Annotated in this window: 20 protein-coding genes; 4 read left to right on the forward strand and 16 right to left on the reverse strand. The window is 53.0% G+C overall.

What is annotated here, in order from left to right:
* Positions 1 to 7: 7 nt before the first annotated feature.
* Complete coding sequence (locus CIK87_RS00740) at positions 8 to 913, reverse strand: ParB/RepB/Spo0J family partition protein (RefSeq protein WP_022310896.1); 906 nt, start codon at positions 911 to 913, stop codon at positions 8 to 10.
* Positions 914 to 917: 4 nt separating this feature from the next.
* Entirely contained in the window at positions 918 to 1,685 is a 768-nt protein-coding gene (locus CIK87_RS00745; protein WP_022310897.1) for a ParA family protein, read from the reverse strand.
* 113 nt (positions 1,686 to 1,798) lie between these two features.
* Here CIK87_RS00745 and surE point away from each other — a divergent pair, with 113 nt between their 5' ends.
* Together surE and lpxB are read left to right on the forward strand one after the other, a co-directional pair.
* Entirely contained in the window at positions 1,799 to 2,569 is a 771-nt protein-coding gene (surE, locus tag CIK87_RS00750; protein ID WP_173823467.1) for a 5'/3'-nucleotidase SurE, read from the forward strand.
* Positions 2,566 to 3,726, forward strand: coding sequence for a lipid-A-disaccharide synthase (gene lpxB, locus CIK87_RS00755; RefSeq protein WP_094384616.1), 1,161 nt, complete (start codon positions 2,566 to 2,568; stop codon positions 3,724 to 3,726). Before surE ends, lpxB begins: the two co-directional genes overlap by 4 nt.
* A 232-nt stretch (positions 3,727 to 3,958) precedes the next feature.
* On the opposite strand, the gene CIK87_RS00760 is transcribed toward lpxB, so the two are convergent.
* The 10 genes from CIK87_RS00760 to CIK87_RS00800 all read right to left on the reverse strand — a co-directional run bounded on the left by CIK87_RS00760 (position 3,959) and on the right by CIK87_RS00800 (position 10,930).
* Positions 3,959 to 4,366: a DUF5675 family protein gene (locus CIK87_RS00760; RefSeq protein ID WP_094384618.1), complete on the reverse strand. Its 408-nt coding sequence runs from the start codon at positions 4,364 to 4,366 to the stop codon at positions 3,959 to 3,961.
* Positions 4,367 to 4,410: 44 nt separating this feature from the next.
* Complete coding sequence (locus CIK87_RS14180) at positions 4,411 to 4,584, reverse strand: hypothetical protein (RefSeq protein ID WP_022310901.1); 174 nt, start codon at positions 4,582 to 4,584, stop codon at positions 4,411 to 4,413.
* A gap of 134 nt (positions 4,585 to 4,718) precedes the next feature.
* On the reverse strand, positions 4,719 to 5,990 hold the full coding sequence (locus CIK87_RS00765; protein ID WP_094384620.1) for a hypothetical protein: 1,272 nt from the start codon (positions 5,988 to 5,990) through the stop codon (positions 4,719 to 4,721).
* A 36-nt stretch (positions 5,991 to 6,026) separates the two neighbouring features.
* Entirely contained in the window at positions 6,027 to 6,650 is a 624-nt protein-coding gene (locus CIK87_RS13825; protein ID WP_144008053.1) for a hypothetical protein, read from the reverse strand.
* A gap of 546 nt (positions 6,651 to 7,196) precedes the next feature.
* Positions 7,197 to 7,526: a hypothetical protein gene (locus CIK87_RS13830; RefSeq protein WP_144008054.1), complete on the reverse strand. Its 330-nt coding sequence runs from the start codon at positions 7,524 to 7,526 to the stop codon at positions 7,197 to 7,199.
* A 214-nt stretch (positions 7,527 to 7,740) separates the two neighbouring features.
* Entirely contained in the window at positions 7,741 to 8,508 is a 768-nt protein-coding gene (locus tag CIK87_RS00785; RefSeq protein WP_256388287.1) for a type III secretion system effector protein, read from the reverse strand.
* Positions 8,509 to 8,514: 6 nt separating this feature from the next.
* A complete protein-coding gene (locus CIK87_RS14700) occupies positions 8,515 to 8,646 on the reverse strand; it encodes a hypothetical protein (RefSeq protein ID WP_256388286.1) in 132 nt (43 codons plus the stop codon).
* Positions 8,636 to 9,493, reverse strand: a complete 858-nt coding sequence (locus CIK87_RS00790) for a YbbC/YhhH family protein (RefSeq protein WP_158216167.1) — start codon at positions 9,491 to 9,493, stop codon at positions 8,636 to 8,638. The genes CIK87_RS14700 and CIK87_RS00790 overlap by 11 nt, the downstream gene beginning before the upstream one ends.
* A 37-nt stretch (positions 9,494 to 9,530) precedes the next feature.
* Positions 9,531 to 10,034 carry an RHS repeat domain-containing protein gene (locus CIK87_RS00795; RefSeq protein ID WP_254046482.1) on the reverse strand — a complete coding sequence of 168 codons (504 nt, stop codon included), beginning with the start codon at positions 10,032 to 10,034 and terminating at the stop codon, positions 9,531 to 9,533.
* Between the two features lie 230 nt (positions 10,035 to 10,264).
* On the reverse strand, positions 10,265 to 10,930 hold the full coding sequence (locus CIK87_RS00800; RefSeq protein WP_094384634.1) for a hypothetical protein: 666 nt from the start codon (positions 10,928 to 10,930) through the stop codon (positions 10,265 to 10,267).
* A 494-nt stretch (positions 10,931 to 11,424) separates the two neighbouring features.
* On the opposite strand from CIK87_RS00800, the gene CIK87_RS00810 reads away from it, so the two are divergent.
* Both CIK87_RS00810 and CIK87_RS13835 read left to right on the forward strand, forming a co-directional pair.
* Positions 11,425 to 12,174 carry a peptidylprolyl isomerase gene (locus CIK87_RS00810; RefSeq protein ID WP_094384638.1) on the forward strand — a complete coding sequence of 250 codons (750 nt, stop codon included), beginning with the start codon at positions 11,425 to 11,427 and terminating at the stop codon, positions 12,172 to 12,174.
* Between the two features lie 369 nt (positions 12,175 to 12,543).
* Complete coding sequence (locus CIK87_RS13835; RefSeq protein ID WP_144008055.1) at positions 12,544 to 12,759, forward strand: hypothetical protein; 216 nt, start codon at positions 12,544 to 12,546, stop codon at positions 12,757 to 12,759.
* A 570-nt stretch (positions 12,760 to 13,329) separates the two neighbouring features.
* Here the strand turns inward: CIK87_RS13835 and CIK87_RS00815 are convergent.
* From CIK87_RS00815 to CIK87_RS00830, 4 genes are read right to left on the reverse strand one after another with little or no spacing between them, the layout of a single operon-like run.
* A complete protein-coding gene (locus tag CIK87_RS00815) occupies positions 13,330 to 14,088 on the reverse strand; it encodes a 1-acyl-sn-glycerol-3-phosphate acyltransferase (protein ID WP_094384640.1) in 759 nt (252 codons plus the stop codon).
* 5 nt (positions 14,089 to 14,093) lie between these two features.
* On the reverse strand, positions 14,094 to 15,263 hold the full coding sequence (locus tag CIK87_RS00820; RefSeq protein ID WP_094384642.1) for a metallophosphoesterase: 1,170 nt from the start codon (positions 15,261 to 15,263) through the stop codon (positions 14,094 to 14,096).
* Positions 15,260 to 16,081 carry a vitamin B12 dependent-methionine synthase activation domain-containing protein gene (locus CIK87_RS00825; protein WP_022309692.1) on the reverse strand — a complete coding sequence of 274 codons (822 nt, stop codon included), beginning with the start codon at positions 16,079 to 16,081 and terminating at the stop codon, positions 15,260 to 15,262. Before CIK87_RS00825 ends, CIK87_RS00820 begins: the two co-directional genes overlap by 4 nt.
* The gene (locus CIK87_RS00830) at positions 16,078 to 17,409 is read right to left on the reverse strand and encodes a dihydroorotase (protein ID WP_094384645.1); all 1,332 of its coding nucleotides are present in this window, start codon (positions 17,407 to 17,409) and stop codon (positions 16,078 to 16,080) included. The genes CIK87_RS00825 and CIK87_RS00830 overlap by 4 nt, the downstream gene beginning before the upstream one ends.
* Positions 17,410 to 17,414 lie beyond the last annotated feature (5 nt).

Raw genomic sequence — 17,414 nt, forward strand, 5'->3', positions numbered from 1 at the left:
ACGTTGATTAGCCTTTGAGTTTGTCGAACATCAGCAGAATACGCTCCAGCTCGCTCTCGTTGGCAAAGGGGATGCTTATCTTGCCTTTGCCCTTACTGGTGCAGGTCATCTGGACCTTGGTGGCCAGTACGCCCGAAAGCTGCTTGGACAGCGTGCCCAACTTCTCGCTGAGCGGGTTCTTCTGTATGTTGCTCTGGTCATTGTCCATCTGCTCTTCGTTCTTGATGCGCTTCACCAGTTCTTCGACCTTGCGCACCGAGTAACCGTTCTTGATGATGTCCTTGAAGAGCTTAATCTGCTGGGTAGGCGACTCGAGCGACAGCAGAGCGCGGGCGTGGCCCATGTCAAGCTCTTTCTTCTGGAGCGACATCTGGACCTGAGCAGGCAGCTTGAGCAGACGCAGATAGTTGGTGATGGCAGTACGGCTCTTGCCCACGCGCTCGCTGATGCGTTCCTGAGTCATGCCGCTACCTTCGAGCAGATGCTCGTAGGCCAAAGCGATTTCGATGGCGTTGAGGTCCTGGCGCTGCAGGTTCTCGACCAGAGCCAGCTCCATCACGTTCTCGTCGTTGACGGTACGGATGTAGGCGGGAATGGTTTCAAGTCCAGCCAGTTGGGAGGCACGCCAACGGCGCTCGCCGGCAATAATCTGATACCTGTCATCGGCCACCTGTCTCAGCGTGATAGGCTGGATGATGCCCAGTTCGCGTATGCTTGTAGCCAGTTCGTCGAGCGCTTCTTGGTCAAACTCGTGGCGTGGCTGGTTAGGGTTGGGTTCTATCTGGTTGAGGGCAATCTCGTTGATGGTCGACGACCCGCTCGTCCTTACATCTTCGGTTGAGATGAGCGCATCGAGTCCGCGTCCCAGCGCGGTGCCTTTGCCCGATATGTTGAATTTCTTGTGTGGAGGCATAGTCTTACATGTTTTTGTCAATGATTTCCTTGGCCAGGTTCAGATGGTTCTTGGCACCAGCCGATTCGGCGTCGTAGAGGATCACGGGCAGTCCGTGGCTCGGGCTTTCGCTCAACTTCACGTTGCGCTGGATGACAGTCTTGAAGACCAGCTCCTGGAAGTGGCGCTTCACCTCGTCGTATATCTGGTTGGCCAGACGCAGACGGCTGTCATACATCGTGAGCAGGAAGCCTTCTATCTCCAGTCTCGGGTTGAGCTTGCTCTTGATGATTTTGATGGTGTTGAGCAGCTTGCTGATACCCTCGAGCGCAAAGTATTCGCACTGTACGGGGATGATAACCGAGTCGGCGGCAGTGAGACAGTTGACGGTGATAAGTCCCAGCGAAGGCGCACAGTCTATCAGTATATAGTCGTACTCGTCGCGCATGGGTGCAAGGAGCTCTTTCATCATCTTCTCGCGGTTGTTCTTTATCTTGAGCATTTCCACCTCGGCACCTACCAGGTCGATATGGCTGGGTATGATGTCGAGACCGTCGATGTCGGTGGTGTAGATGGCCTCTTTGACATCGGTATGGTCAATGATGCACTCGTAGAGCGAGCAGTCCACCTCCTTGATGTCTACGCCCAATCCGCTCGAAGCGTTGGCCTGTGGGTCGGCATCTACCACCAGCACGGTTTTCTCTAAAGTTGCCAACGAGGCGGCCAAGTTTATCGTAGTAGTAGTTTTACCTACACCGCCTTTCTGGTTTGCCACAGCTATAATTTTTCCCATTTCCTATGTAATTCTATCGATTATTTAGACTGCAAAGATACATATTTTATATGATATAGTCGTATTCTTGGCCCTTTTTTCGTACTTTTGTAGCGAAAAAATAACGAAAAATAATGAGTATTAATAAACCACTGATATTGGTATCCAATGATGACGGCTTCGATGCCGTAGGTATTTGTTCGCTTGTCGAGATGATTGGCGATATGGGCGAGATTATCGTCTGCGCGCCCGACTCTGCCCGCTCGGGCTTTTCCCGCGCTTTCTCTGCCACTGTCCCCCTGCGCCTGACGCGCCGCCACAATATGGGCGAAGTCGAGGTATGGTCTACCAACGGCACCCCCGTCGACTGTGTCAAACTGGCTGTAGATGAGCTCTGTGGAGGCCGCACTCCCGACCTTGTCATCGGTGGCATCAACCATGGCGACAACTCCACCGTCAACAACCACTATTCGGGCACCATGGGAGTGGCTGTCGAGGGCTGCATCAAGGGCATCCCCTCGGTGGCGTTCTCCAACTGCGATTACAACCCCCAGTCGTCGCAGACTCACCTCACCCACTATGTGCGCCGCGTGGTAGAGCGGGTGCTGGCCGAGGGACTGCCCAAGGGCGTCTGCCTCAATGTCAACTTCCCCGACCGCAAGACCTTTGAAGGCATCCGAGCCTGCCGCATGACCTTCGGCGAGTGGGTCAACGAGGTCTCCCCCCAGCGCCATCCTCTCGGCTATCCTTACTACTGGATGGTGGGCCATTACCGCAATGCCGAGCCCGATGCCCAGGACACCGACCAGTGGGCACTTGCCCACGGCTATGTGGCTGTTACCCCCACCACCATTGATGTTACTGCTTATCAGATGATAGATACTGTCAACAACTGGAAACTATGAAATACTATCTTATCGTAGGCGAAGCCAGCGGCGACCTGCATGCCAGCCATCTCATGCAGTCGCTCTGTAGGTATGACGCCGACGCCCAGTTCCGCTTCTTCGGCGGCGACCTGATGACGGCAGTCGGCGGCACCCGCGTGCGCCATTACCGCGAACTGGCCTACATGGGCTTCGTGCCCGTGCTGCTGCATCTGCCCACCATCTTCCGCAATATGGCCATGTGCAAGCGCGACATTGTGGAGTGGCAGCCCGACGTGGTCATCCTCGTCGATTATCCGGGCTTCAATCTCAATATTGCCCAGTATCTGCACAGCCACACCCGCATCCCCGTGTTCTACTACATCTCGCCCAAGATATGGGCGTGGAAGGAGTGGCGCATCCGCAACATCAAGCGCGATGTCTCCGAGCTCTTCTCCATCCTCCCCTTCGAGGTGCCGTTCTTCGAGGAGCGCCATCATTATCCCATCCACTATGTGGGCAACCCCACTGCCGACGAGGTGCGCAACTTCAGGGCATCCTACACCGAGTCGCGCCAGGATTTCGGTACCCGTCACCAGCTCGACGACCGCCCCATCATAGCCCTGCTTGCCGGCAGCCGTCGACAGGAAATCAAGGACAATCTGCCTATGATGATTGCTGCCACCGAACGGCTGCTCGAGCGGCGCGGACTTACCCGCCAGTACCAGATGGTGCTGGCAGGAGCACCCTCGATAGACGATGCCTACTATGCGCCCTTCCTCGAGGGTCACGATGTGGCGATGGTGCGCAACGAGACCTATCCGCTGCTCTCCCATGCTGTGTCGGCGCTCGTCACCAGCGGCACCGCCACCCTCGAGACGGCACTCTTCGGCGTGCCCCAGGTGGTGTGCTACAAGACGCCGTTGCCACGGCTCATCCGCTTTGCGTTCAACCACATCATCCATGTGCGCTTCATCAGTCTGGTCAATCTCATCGCCGACAGCGAGGTGGTGCCCGAGCTGCTTGCCGACCGCTTCACCCTCGAAGGCATCGCATCCCATCTGGAGCGCATACTCCCTGGCGGAGCCGACCGCGCCCCCATGCTCGAGGGCTATGCCGAGGTGCAGCGCAGGTTGGGCGACGAGGTGGCTCCCGACAATACCGCCCGCATTATGATAGACAAGCTCAGCCAGCGATGACCCGCCCCCGGGCTCTGCCCCTATGGCTGCACCGCTGTTCCGTGCCCTTGCGGGCTGCCCGGGTGGCTCCATCGCAGTCTCGGTCATAGACATCCTTCTGCCGACCCTCTGGGTATAAACGCAAAACAATCTGCCAGCGCTCCAGTGGCTGGCAGATTGTTTTATTATTTTTGTTGTAGGGGGCATGCCTCTTGCCGTCGTCACCCGGCGTGTGGTGCTGCTCCTGCAGCGTTCACACGATTGTGATGAAGACCGGTTCGCCGGCTTTGCGGCTGTCAAGTATCTTCATTATCTCTTCCATGGCTATGCGCGAGTTGAGCACCATGCCTTTCTTCCGGTTCTGTCCCACGAGTATGCACCCTTGCGTGTCTTTTGGCGTATTGCCCGAGTGTATGCGCACACCATCGAAACCTGGCACGCCGAGCAGCAGAGGCAGCCACTTCTTGAACTTAGGCGACTTGGTCACCACCAGGGCATACCGCCCTTCGGGTATGGCAGTCTTTCCCTTCTGCTTGCGACCGCCGTGGGCCAGGTCGCGCCACGTGGGTTCGAGCGTGTCGCAGATATACTCGTTGTCTATCTCCATCCGACCTATGGTGTAGTCCTTGTGTCGGGCTATTCGTGTAAGTTTGATTTCCATTGTTATCCTGTAGTTTGTCTGTTGTGTTTCAGTCTGTGTGTTTCTCAGTGTTTTTTCATGTAGAGTGCTATCAGTGATGCTGTCATCAGAGCCTGCAGCCACAGTTCTTCGTCTGCCAGTATGGTTTGGGCTGCCGTGCGGTGTCGTCGTTTCCATCTCTGCCATGTCGCAGCTATCGCTGTCCACAGCTTGTTTCTTTTTCTTTTGTTCTGTTTCATGTTACCTGTTAGTTTTGATTAGACGCTGCAAAGTTAAGCACTTCCAACTTTGCCATCAACGATATAGTGTACATGAAATATAACAGGTGTGTAACAGTGGTGACAGCCATGGCCATCGCCCTCGTGGCCTCTGCCTATCTGTATCTTTCTACCATCATCCCGATGGCTCTGCGGGTCTCCTCGTCGTCTATCAGTGCCCGGTTTATCGACGACCGCATGTCTCTTCCGTTCAGCGCCATGCGTCGTCCGTATTCGGCTTGCGACACCGCATCGTCATAGATGCCCAGGTCTATGAGCCTGCCCATGACCTGGCAGATAAACCGTGCGTTGAACAGCGTGTCCTTGGCGCCGTTGAGGCGGGTGAGCCTTAGGGCATACTGCTCGATGATGTCGCTCCAGAGCGCATCGGCCCTCGACAGCCATCCCGGGGTGATATATGGGTTGGCGCGACTTATATATTCGATGGCGGCAAGTCTTATCTCTTCGTTGGCGCCGTCGGCGGCATCGGCATGGACGAGACGGTCCAGCAGCAGCTCGCCGCTGACAAAACGGCGCAGTATGCGGCGGGGTATCTGCAGATAGTAGGCGCGCGACACAAAGTCAGCCACCGACAGCCGATACTCGTCGTGCAGCCCGTGGGGCATAGCCTTCAGCGCCTGCTCCATCTCGTGGCGGTCTATGCCGCCTATGTGTCGCAGCGCGTCGGCCACGCCCGCACTCTGCGCCAGTCTGCGGGTGATGTGGTGGGCTATGTCTGCACACACCTCGTTGTTGCCCATCTCGGTTATGGCCACATCCATGCGTCGGCCATACTCTGCCAGCCGCTCGTCACCGCTCGCCAGCAGCCTGTCGGCTATGGTGCGCCGCGTCTGCGAAGCCTCGCCACTCAGGTCATAGCGCATCCCTTGCATATATCGCTCTATGTCTCTGCACAGATTGTCGCTCGCCGCCGTGTGGTGGCTCAGCTGTGCCAGCACATGGCGCTGGAGCATGTCCTGGCGCAGCTCGTCGTCGCCCAGTCGGGCTATGGGTATATGGCTCCAGGCTTCATCCCATTCGTCATATCGCCCGTCGCTCATCAGGGGTTCTATGTATATCTCCTTGTCCACCTCCATCTCGGCATGACACCGGCAGGAGTGGGCGTCGGCAGCAGTTATCACGCCGTAGAGCAGCCCATACTCCGTGGCGTCGAGATAGGCGGCTATGCGGTGGCAGTCGTCGTTGTTGACATATGCCACCACCTCGCTGTCTATGCAGGCAATGGCGGCCTCGGGGTTGCGGTGGTTTTCACGGTCGCGCATCAGCACCACCTCTTGGCCTATGGCCCGAGCCAGTCGCTCTTCGAGCTGTGTGCCACGCCATGCGTGATGTCTGAAACCTACGAGGGTGCAATGGATGGATATCATATCTGTCGCGTGTGGTTGTGGGTAATTGTTTTTATCTTACATGGTCTTGTCTCTTGGGGTGTCTTGCACTCCGTCGTTTATCGCCCTGCACATCATGTAGTATGCGTATATATACACCGATGTGCTGCTGACCTCAATGATGATGTTTACGCAGGTGATGGCTGTCTGCTGCGTGTTTCCTGCCAGATAGAACACAGCCGACGGGATGATGTTAGAGCCTGCCAGCCATACGAGGAACACCATAACAAGGGCTATGCCCAGTTTGTGCATGTTCCCCTTATACTTGCTGTACAGATGGCAGCCTGCCATCAGCGATGCGATGACCGAGAGCAGTCCTATTGTGCCTTGTATTCTGGTAAGCAGGGTCACCATCTGGGGTGTCTGTCCGTCTTCCGTCATTGTCGCCAGATTGGACCTGAAGCATAGCCCCAGGATGAATGTGAGCATATAGCATATCGTCACCACTTTGCTGCAGTATCGTAGCAGTCTTGTGTCTGCAGGTAGTGCCAGACTGAACATTGCCCATAAGACAATAGGGGTAAGCTGCAGCAACAAGTGCTCTACGGTAAGCACCATGTGGCCCATGCTGATGGGCATGCCGAGTTCTCCGCAAACGGAGATGGCCAGCGAGAGAAAGGCGAAGATGCAATATGCATACATGGCATATTGTGCAGTGTGGTATATTATTATAGGTATACTTTTCCTTGTTCTTGTCATAAACCTAAGTTTGATGATTTATCTACGGCTTATCGTGAATGAATCTACTGCAAAGGTAGCAAAAAAAATCATCACCTTCTTCCTTCCGCACCTTTTTCTCTATAGCGGTCCTGCAGACACCGTCTGCACATCTGTCTCCACCTCTGTCATCATTGTCAGCCAGTAGGGTAGTGTCGCCATGCCACTGGTTGCGCCAGTCAGCGCGTCGGGTCACGCTATCCATGCCCTTCAGTCATGCCACCAAGTCACTTCAGTCGTGCCAACCATTCGCTTCAGTCGTGCCCTTCAGTCGCTTCAGTCGTGCCCTTCAGTCGCTTCAGTCGTGCCCTTCAGTCGCTTCAGTCGTGCTATCCATGTCATTGGTTGATGCGCATCGTCCGAAACGAGCATCCGCATCGGACGGTGCGCACATCCGTATCGTCCGAAACGCGTGTCCGTATCGGACGGCGCGCATGGCTGTCGTCAGCCCTGTTGCCTATGAGTGCCTTCTTACTTCAATTCGTGTGTAAATATCCTATATTTTGTGCCGTCAATGATTATTTTTGTAATTATTCCGACACTCCATACTTCCGCACCCCCGTAAAGGAGTTTCTTCCTTTTTTTTTCATATTCCAGGAAATCCCAGTCATTGCACATTTTCCGGAAATCATAATCATAGTACATCTGCTCATAATCTCTCATAGCTCTAATTTTCCCTTTATGATAGTAATATTCTACTAACCTGTTGCCATAGTCTCGTGCAAAAACATCCTGATAATTACTGCAATATTTCCAAATGGTGCCGCGGCCATAACCAGTAGACGGGTAGAGTTCAATCATTATGAGAGTGTCATTATGGTTGACATGAAAGCTCTCAATGTTATAGAAGTGGGTTCTATTCCGCAATTTCCTATAATAATCTACTTTACTATGCATTATAAACTTTTCCGCTTCGCCTAATAGTTTTTTATGCTCGATAGCGACCGCTTTCGAGATTTCCTTCCAGTTCTGTGCTGATGCATTAGCTGCAAACATCAATAGCAAAATAATAATTCTAATTACCATAAAACAAATTCTTTTTAGTTTTCTTATCTATAATTCTCGTGGGCTCATACCCTTTATTTCCAATAATTGCATAATGAGTTCTCAGAGGCAACTTTGCTTCTGCTCTAATTTCGTTTTCTATATATGTGGCATATTTCTCTGTGTTAGGTATGTCCTCAGAATTAGGCCCCTTAGTCCAAATCCCATATTCTGTTTTTTTATATAACTGGTCCACAGCGTGCGCTAATTCGTGTCCTAAAGCTATATATGTAGGACGGGTTATATTACCATTCTCATTTATGCCGCCAATTTCTATAGCATTATTCCATGATACGACATTTCCCGTTGTCTCATTTTTTCCATATTTAATAATTATATTTTTTCTCCCTAATAATGTGTTTATAAGTTTTTTCCCTGTAGGAGTTAAAGATAAAAGTTTCAAGGCTTTTAAGACTTGGCCCATAAAAACGTTTTTACCAGTATAGCATTTTCCATTCTTGGAATAAAATTTATATTGGTTATTAGTTTCTTTACAATAAAATGGTATGTAGCCTATAACTTCCCTTTGTTTAATAATAGGTTTGAAATAAAAAATACTATCTCCATCAATATCAACTGCATCTACCGGGTCGTCCCCACACGACACATATGGCGACCATGGGTAGTATTTCTCCGCCAAGGCATCCATTACGTTCCATCTTCCCGTGACGGGGTCGTAGTGGCGGGCACCCCGGTCATACCACTCCAGTCCGTGGGTGCGGGCGGGCTCTTTTCCTATGTATTTTTAGGGTTGGGTGGTGGCATTGCGGCTGTCGCCCATCAGCCCGCCGAATGGATAATAGTGGTTTACCTCCTCTATGCGGCCATCGGCAAGACTGACGGTGATGCGGTTGTTGCCCAGGTACTTATTTTCCATGTGAGATTTCAACTATCTGTCCGTTTTCTTTTTTTATCATAAGATGCGCCGTCCCGCCCTCCGAAGTATTCATGGTTCCTTCTATTACCCAATATCTATCCTCCAATAATGTGATGCGATAAGGTTTCTCTTTATCCATAGTGGATCGTCCATATATGTTAGACAATACACAGTCTGCAATGGTATAGGCCATTTCGGCTGTTGAAACAACACCATTATTTGGATGAGAGTTACGGACAAGGCAACTATCTTCTAAATCGTCAACAGATATAGGCTCTATATTTTCTCCTAAATACATAAAGTCTAAATATAGAGAAGAGCTATTCTGAGCAGTAACAGCATTTCCACAAAGGTAGCCTAACCTAAAACAGGTAAGTAACACAACAATTATAGCAAAGAATTTTGTCGTCGCTGTTGATGGTATGTCTTTTCGGTACATTCCTGGTGTTTTTGGGCTCGAGTTCTTATAATACAAACAGAAGAGAACGATTATAGACAGAACACCATAAGACAAATACATATGCAAATAATTAGAATCACATTGCGTTTCGTAGTAGCTAACAAATCGTTTCAAAGAAACATTGCCTTCTACATTAAAACAGAATTTAATAATATCCGGCAAGTAGCCTAGAAGCAAAAAGATTATTAGCCATGTAGAATACACAAAAGCTACATTAGCACCAGTAAATGTTTTTTTCACTCCAATTATTTGCAACACCAACTTTAACATGCCTATATATGCTATATTTATCGGAACATATAAAAGCCCAAACAAATATATACCAACGCCCCAAAGATAGCTATCAGGCAACAGTACAAGACCCAGATAAAAACAGGCAATAGTCATTTCTATCAAATAGCTTTTGATTAGAAATAATATAAATTTAATGACCCCTATTTGCATTCTTGACAATCTTATTTATTAATTCCTCTTGTTCGTCAGCATCTTTTACAGCTTTATCTTGCTCTTCCTTAGTCCATGGCTTAATATCTCCAAATCCCCATGTTATACCTTTCATCTTTTCCTTGATGTTTTCTAATATTTCTTTCGAAATACCGGCCTTATACAAAATGGTACTCAATAATAAGGAATTATTTCCTGAAAGTTGCGTAACGTATAGATAAGTTTCGCAACCATCAACATCCAAACCAATTATCAGATTATCAAGGCACGACGCACAGGGTGACCATGCGTAGTATTTCTCCGCCAAGGCATCCATTACATTCCATCTTCCCGTGACGGGGTCGTAGTGGCGGGCACCGTGGTCGTACCAGTCCAGGCCGTGGGTGCGGTCAAGTTCTTTGCCTATGTATTTGTAGGGTTGGGTGGCGTGGTCATTCTCTCTGCTTCCGGCAATGGCGAAAGCAGGGTGGCTCAGAGTGGTCATGAGCCCCAACAGCATTATGACAATCTGGTGGCGCATGGACTGGGGTTAAGATGTTTACATTGCAAATATAATAATAATGTACACACGCGCAAAGAAAATCGGCAGGAAAGTGATGGCTGGGGGAGAAAATCGTATGATGCAGCCTGCTGCGTCCCGATGTGGTCAAGTATATGGCCATCTTAGTGTATGGCCCCTATCCCGCGCATTGCCATGGGTTCCATCTATTCCAGTTAGTCTTCTGCGTCATCTCCATCCCGTTTCTTTAGTTTAACGGATTCTATGAGATAAAAGTCAGGAAGCACCTTTTTCAATTTTAGTGTTGCATCATAATCCTTAGGGTCTCCCTTGAATTTAGCAGGGTCGTAGCTATATGGTATCACACAGCTACTTCCATTAAATTTTACGGTCAAGTTCTCTGGCCCCGATCCTCCATATCGAGTTCTGAAACAATCTATCCCATCTACTGGGACTGTATATGTTTCCGTGTTGCAACCAAGCCCAATCAAATATCCCGTGCCATGAAGAAAAATGAAATTTAAGATAATGCTCCATATTAACAGCATATCGCCGTATTCATCCATAATTCTCTTCGAGAAAAGGTACTTGAAACCATAAAGAAAGAGTACAGTAAGCGTAATAAAGACGAGAACATAGAGTTGGGACGAAATTGTCGTTCTATAGAAATGATACATGTAGACCCCACCAAGGATACAAATAATCCACCGATATGAATATATTTTGTCCCACCATCGCGTATAACTCTTTTTCTTTTTGCCCGTATCTGCATTACGCAGTATATAGACATTTCCCTTAGGGGCTGCATCTTTAGCCTCTAAGATTGCTTTTTTTCTAAGGAGTTTTTCCTTCTTATAATTAATTCTTGTCTTTAATCTCATCGTTCAATTTATTGTGCGTACTCAGAAAGTGACCGTCGTTCATAAGACTCATTAGAGATTACAAGCACACATATATTGTCTGAGAAAATATAGCCACACTTACCAACAGCATTATGACAATCTGGCGGCGCATGGACTGGGGTTAAGATGTTTACATTGCAAATATAATAATGTACACACGCGCAAAGGAAATTGGCAGAAAAGTGATGGCTGGGGGTGAAAATAATGTCAATAGTCTGGCAGTAGCTAACATGCACATCTGTTGCCACATCACTTTTCTACTACTCCATCATGCCCCTTCGGCCCAGGTCCCCATGTTTCCCACTATTTTCTGCTGCTATAGTCTAAAAGATAGGGCAGTTGTGTGGATGGTAGAGCAAAAAGTATTACCTTTGTGTAGAAGATTGGCAACCACGACGCAAAGCGTTGCAACCATCGCGACGCATGGCGCACGGGTTGTCTGAATAAGCATAGTAACACAACAAACATAGACAATGTCAACAGTAAAAATCACAACCACTCTGGGCGACATCGTAGTCAGCCTGTATGACGAGACGCCCCTCCACCGCGACAATTTCCTCAAGCTCGCCGCCGAGGGCTATTACGACGGCCTCTTGTTCCACCGTGTCATCAAGGACTTCATGGTTCAGGGCGGAGACCCCGACTCGAAAGGCGCTCCTGCCGGCAAACGCCTCGGTATGGGCGGCCCCGGCTATACTGTCAAAGCCGAAATCAATCCCCGTCTCTTCCATAAACGTGGTGCGCTCTGCGCTGCCCGACTTGGTGACGAGGTCAATCCTGATCGCGAGTCGAGCGGCAGCCAGTTCTACATCGTCTGGGGCTCGGTCTACAAGCCTGCCCAACTCAAGCAGATGGAGAAGCAGATGCAGCAGAACCAGGTGACCATCGCCTTCAACGACCTTGTGGCCGCTCACAAGGATGAGATAATGGAGATGCGTCGCAACCGCGACCGCGCTGGACTGCAAGACCTTCAGGAGCGTCTGATTCAGGAAGCCCAGGACAGCTGCGAGGCCAACCCTGTAGGTTTTACCGAGGAGCAGACCGAGGCTTACAGCTCCCTTGGCGGCACTCCCCATCTCGACGGACAGTATACCGTGTTTGGCGAGGTGACAGAGGGTCTCGATGTGGTCGAGCAGATACAGTCTGCCGCCACCAGCCCCGATGACCGTCCTTGCGAAGACATCGCCATCATCAAGACCGAGGTCTGCCAGTCTGTGCAGTGATGCCGCGGTCCTGACTGACGGTCTGACTATGTGGGCCAAGACCGTCGGGAGCCAGCCCGTCACCCTCGTATATCTACACGCAAAGCGCCCTGTCAGGATGAAAAGCAGTTTTTTCACCTTGGCAGGGCGCTTTGCGTATGGCGGTCATGCGGCAGCCGGTCTCTCCGACTGTCATGATCCCATCGTGGATGGTACGCAGCCTTGGCAACTCTGTAGGAGTTGCGCTTTCCCAGCCCAGGGTTGAGGGGCGCAGCGCCTCTACCCTGGGTGCAAATCAGTACAAATCAATGCTACTCTGTAAGAGTTGCGATTAGCCGCAGGCGTTACCCGGGCAGGACATAATATAGGATGATATAAACACAAAAAGCCATGGCGGCTGTTGTCGGCTTCGCCTTTTTGGTGACGGTGGCGACGCCAGTCGGAAAACGAGTTTTCCTCCTTATCATCACCACCATCCCCAACGCCATGCGTTGCATGGCGACAACAGCCGGCATGGTAAAAAAAGCGGCCGTTGGCCGTTCAAAAAGTCCGCCGTTGACGGTAAAAAAACAGTTGCTTGTAGTGGTTCATCAAAGAGAGCAATGAAGAAGAGGTGTTATATATTGATAAGAAATAAGCTAATCACTTTTTGTAGCTTCTTATGCGAGTATATCAAGAGAACATGGAAACGCACGCTACAAGTAACGCCTACGGCTAAACGCAACACTTACAGCGTTGCTATGTTGGTGGGTAACTTACCCAGGGTAGCGTGCTTTCGCCCGCAACCCTGGGCTGGGAAAGCGCAACTCTTACAGAGTTGCCGGGGGTGCGTACTATCTTCCGATGAGTATGGTCAAATATATTTGGGCGGTTATTGGCTAACCATGATGGACGGTACGCACCCAATGTTGGAATGGTGTTTGCCCATGGTGTGTGGTGCGCATACAATGATGGGGTAGCCCATCGTGAAAGGTACGCACCCTTGGCAACTCTGTAGGAGTTGCGCTTACATAGCCCAGGGTTGAGGTGCGCAGCGCTTCTACCTTGGGTGCAAATCACTACAAATTAATGCTACTCTGTAAGAGTTGCGATTAGCCGCAGGCGTTACCTGCAGCAGGACATAATATAGGATGATATAAACACAAAAAGCCATGGCGGCTGTTGTCGGCTCAGTCGTTACTGGTCGGGATTCTCTACATATCCTTGGTACTTCTTGTCCAGGTCGGCCATGATGGTCTGGTATGCCTCGTCCATCGTCTTGCGCTCATACTCCAGCCCTTTGCCTTGGGGATAGATGGGGGCATGGATGGTGAGCTTGAGCGGATGCCAGTCGACGAAGCGCCCGTCGCGCATACGGGGCAGCACGTCGAACGAGCCGTTGATGGTAAGCGGCACTACGGGCAACTGGAGCTCGTCGGCGAGCATGAAGGCACCGCGGCGGAATACCCCCATGTGTCCGGTAAATGAGCGGGCTCCCTCGGGAAAGACCACCAGCGACATGCCTTCGCGCAACGTGTCGCGCGCATGGTCATAGGTCTCGCGTATCTTGCTGGGCCCACGCTTGTCTACAAAGATGTGATGGGCATAGTGGCACGCGGCGCCCACCAGAGGCACATTGCGCAGGCTGCGCTTCATCATCCACTTGAAGTTGCGGTTCAGGAAACCGTAGATGAGGAAGATGTCAAACGCTCCCTGATGATTGCTTACGAATACATAGGACTCGTCCTTGCGCAGATGCTCGCGCCCCTCGACCTTGACGGGGAGAAGGAGGATAAAGGTGGTGAGTCGCGACCACCACTTGCCGGGATAGTAGCCCCAGAAGTGGCCGTTGCCCAGTCGGCAGCCTATCATGGTGGTGAGCGAAGTGACGATGCTGGCTACCAGGAATATGGGTAGTGCGACGATGAGCTGATAGAGTCGATACAGATACTTCATTGGTTTTATGATTTGTTCGTTGTCAGTGTAATGATGGTTATCTCTGGATTTACATGATAGCGCATGGGTACCACGCCGCCCAGTCCGGCATTGACATAGAGCCAGCGCTGTCCCTCGCGGTAGAGCCCCAGGTCGTGGCGCTGTCGCAGCTGGGTGAAGCGCAGCCCGAAGAGCTCGATCTGTCCGCCGTGGGTGTGTCCGCTCAAGGTGACTTGGGCGGTAGAGTGGGGCAGTATGGTGCGGGTCCACGACGACGGGTCGTGCTCGAGCATCAGGGTAAACGCCCCGGCAGGTATTCCGCGCATGGTCTTGCCCACATCGCCTCGCGAGGGGAAGGGCGGCTCGCCGTCGTTCTCCATGCCGGCGATGAAGATAGAGTCGCTGCCTCGCCTTATGACGCAGTTGTCGTTGAGCAGCAGATGCCACCCCAGTCCGCGCTCCATCTGGCAGAGCCGCTGTTCGGCGCGGCTGCGCTCCTCGTCGGTGCCGCCGAGATAGGTGGCATAGTCGTGGTTGCCCAGTACCGAGTAGACTCCCAGCGGAGCCTTGAGGCGTGCGAGCATGGGCATCACGGGCTCCAGCTCGGCGGGCTTCACGTTCTGTATGTCGCCCGTGAAGCAGATGAGGTCGGGGTGCTGGGCAAGCGTGCTGTCGACGGCACGGCTCAGTATCTGGGCGCGGCGGCCGGTATAGGTGCCCACATGGGCGTCGGAGAGATGTGCCACGCGCAGTCCGTCAAACTCTTTCGGCAGATTGTCTACCGCCAGCGTCACGTGCTTCACCTCTATATCGGCGAAACCTATGGTATAGCCATAGACAAAGGCGTAGACCATATACCCCGCAAGCCCCATCCCCACGAGGCGGCCCCAGTTGCGGCGGCTGTGGGCGAGGCGGCATATCGCCAGGCCTATGGCCGAGCAGAGCACATAGACCAGCTTGGGCACTACCCATACCCCGAGCAGGGCGATGTAGAGCCGTGCCCAGTAGATGTCGTCGGGCACAAAGCTGGGCGACACTGCCAGTATGCTGCTGAAGACTATCATCAGCGCCGAAGGTGCCAGCCACAGCAGCCGCTCTGCCCACGAGTAGACGGGGCGGCGCAGACGGTGCAGCCAGAGATATACATCGGGCAGGATGATGATAAGTAGCAGAGGGATGAACACACGGGCTATCATTGTCGTATCATGTTGGATTCTAAAAACTTGCGCATCAGCGTGATGGGGATGCCGCGTCGGTGGGCGTAGTCGGCGAGCTGGTCGTCGCCTATCTTGCCCAGGTCGAAGTAGCGTGCCTCGGGGTGGCTTATCATGAGCCCCGACACGCTGGCGTGAGGCGTCATCATGCCGCTCTCGGTGAGGCGTATGCCTATATCGGTGAAGTGCAGCAGCCGGTCGAGCACAAAGTTGAGGCTGGTATCGGGCATTGAGGGGTAGCCTATGGCGGGCCTTATGCCCTGATAGTCGCAAGCCAGCATGCGGGCGGGGTCTTCGGGCTCGTCGGGCTGGTAGCCCCAGAGCCGTGTGCGCACCTCGTAGTGCAGCCGTTCGGCGGCAGCCTCTGCCAGTCTGTCTGCAAGGGTCTGTCTCAGCATCTGCTGGTAGATGTCGCCGTGGCAGTCGGTCTCCATGCCGCTGTCTACGGTGGTGGCGAAGACGCCTATATGGTCGGGCTCGCCATAGCCTGCAGGCCGCACAAAGTCAGAGAGACACAGCGTGTAGTCGCATCCTTTGGCGGGATGTTGCTGGCGCAGCAGGGGGATGCGCTCTCCGCTGTCGAGCACGATGTCGTCGCCGTCGCCCCAGGCAGGGTATAGCCCTATGATGGCGCGGGCCTTGAAGCGGTCATCGGTCTGGCGGAGCGTGTCGAGAGCCTCGGCTTTCATGCGCTGGCGCTCGCACTCGGGCTTGCCGTTGAGGCTCCAGGCGTGGTAGAAGTAGACCCAGTTGATGTAGGGCTCGAGCTGGCTGAAACTGTAGGTGACGACGGTCTTCATCTGAACGCTATCTCTTCGCCCCGACTGTCGGTGCAGAAGTGTCCACGGTCGTAGATGGTGCGGCCGTTGCACAGGGTGGTACGCACCCGCCAGTCGAAACTGTCGCCCATGAGCGGGCTCCATTTACACTTGCTCTGTATGATGTCTTCGGTGACCGTCCAGCGCTGGTGGGGTTCCACGATGGCGATGTCGGCCTTGTAGCCACGACGCAGAAATCCGCGGTCGCGCACGCCGAAGAGTCGGGCGGGGTTGTGGCACATCAGTTCCACCATGCGCTCCACCGTGAGCACTTCCTGGTCGGTGAGTCCCAGCATGGCGGGCAGCGAAAACTGCACCATGGGCATGCCCGAAGCGGCACGGGCGCAGCCTCCTTGCTTGTCGGCCAGCAGATGGGGAGCGTGGTCGGTGCCGAGGGTGTAGATGCGGCCGTCGGTGAGGCCACGGCGCAGGGCGTCGCGGTCGTGGGCGGTCTTCACGGCGGGGTTGCACTTGATGAGTGCGCCCCGCTGCGCATAGTCGCTGTCGCTGAAGAGCAGATGGGCTGCCACGGCTTCGGCGGTGATGTGGTCGTCGGCGCCGAAGAGTTCCAGTTCGCGGGCTGTGGTGATGTGGGCCACATGCAGACGGGTGTGATGGCGGCGTGCCAGGCTTACTGCCTTGTGCGTAGACTGCCAGCAGGCTTCCTCGCTGCGTATGGTGGGGTGGTATTTGATGTCGGGGTCGTCGCCGTAGAGGGCTTTGGCGCGTGCCATGTTGACATTGATGATGGCAGAGTCTTCGCAGTGGGTCATCAGGGGCAGACCGCGCTCGGCGCAGGCGGCGAAGATGGCGTCGAGGGCGCTGTCGCCGTCTACCAGCATGTTGCCGGTCGAGGCACCCATAAACAGCTTGATGCCGGGTATGCGGTGGGCGTCGGCATGGCCGATGAGCGACAGGTTGGAGGCAGTGGCTCCGGGGAAGAAACTGTAGTTGACATGGCTCTCGTGCGCCGCGCGCTCAAACTTGTCGTTGAGGGCTTCGAGGGTGGTGGTCTGGGGCACGGTGTTGGGCATGTCCATCACCGATGTCACGCCACCCCAGGCAGCGGCTCGGGTCTCGCTCTCGATGTCGGCTTTCTGGGTGAGTCCCGGCTCGCGCATGTGGACGTGCTCGTCTATCACGCCGGGCATAACAAGACACCCCGTGGCGTCTATCTCTTCCGAATAGAGGCCACGGGGTGTACTGCTGTCTTCGTAAATTTCGGTTATCCTGTCGTTGTCGATGACCAGACTTCCGAGGAAGCTCCTGCCTTCGTTGACGATGGTACCTCCATAAATGATTGTAGACATATAGA

This window comes from Prevotella sp. P5-64 (genome assembly GCF_002251285.1).
Taxonomy (GTDB): Bacteria; Bacteroidota; Bacteroidia; order Bacteroidales; family Bacteroidaceae; genus Prevotella.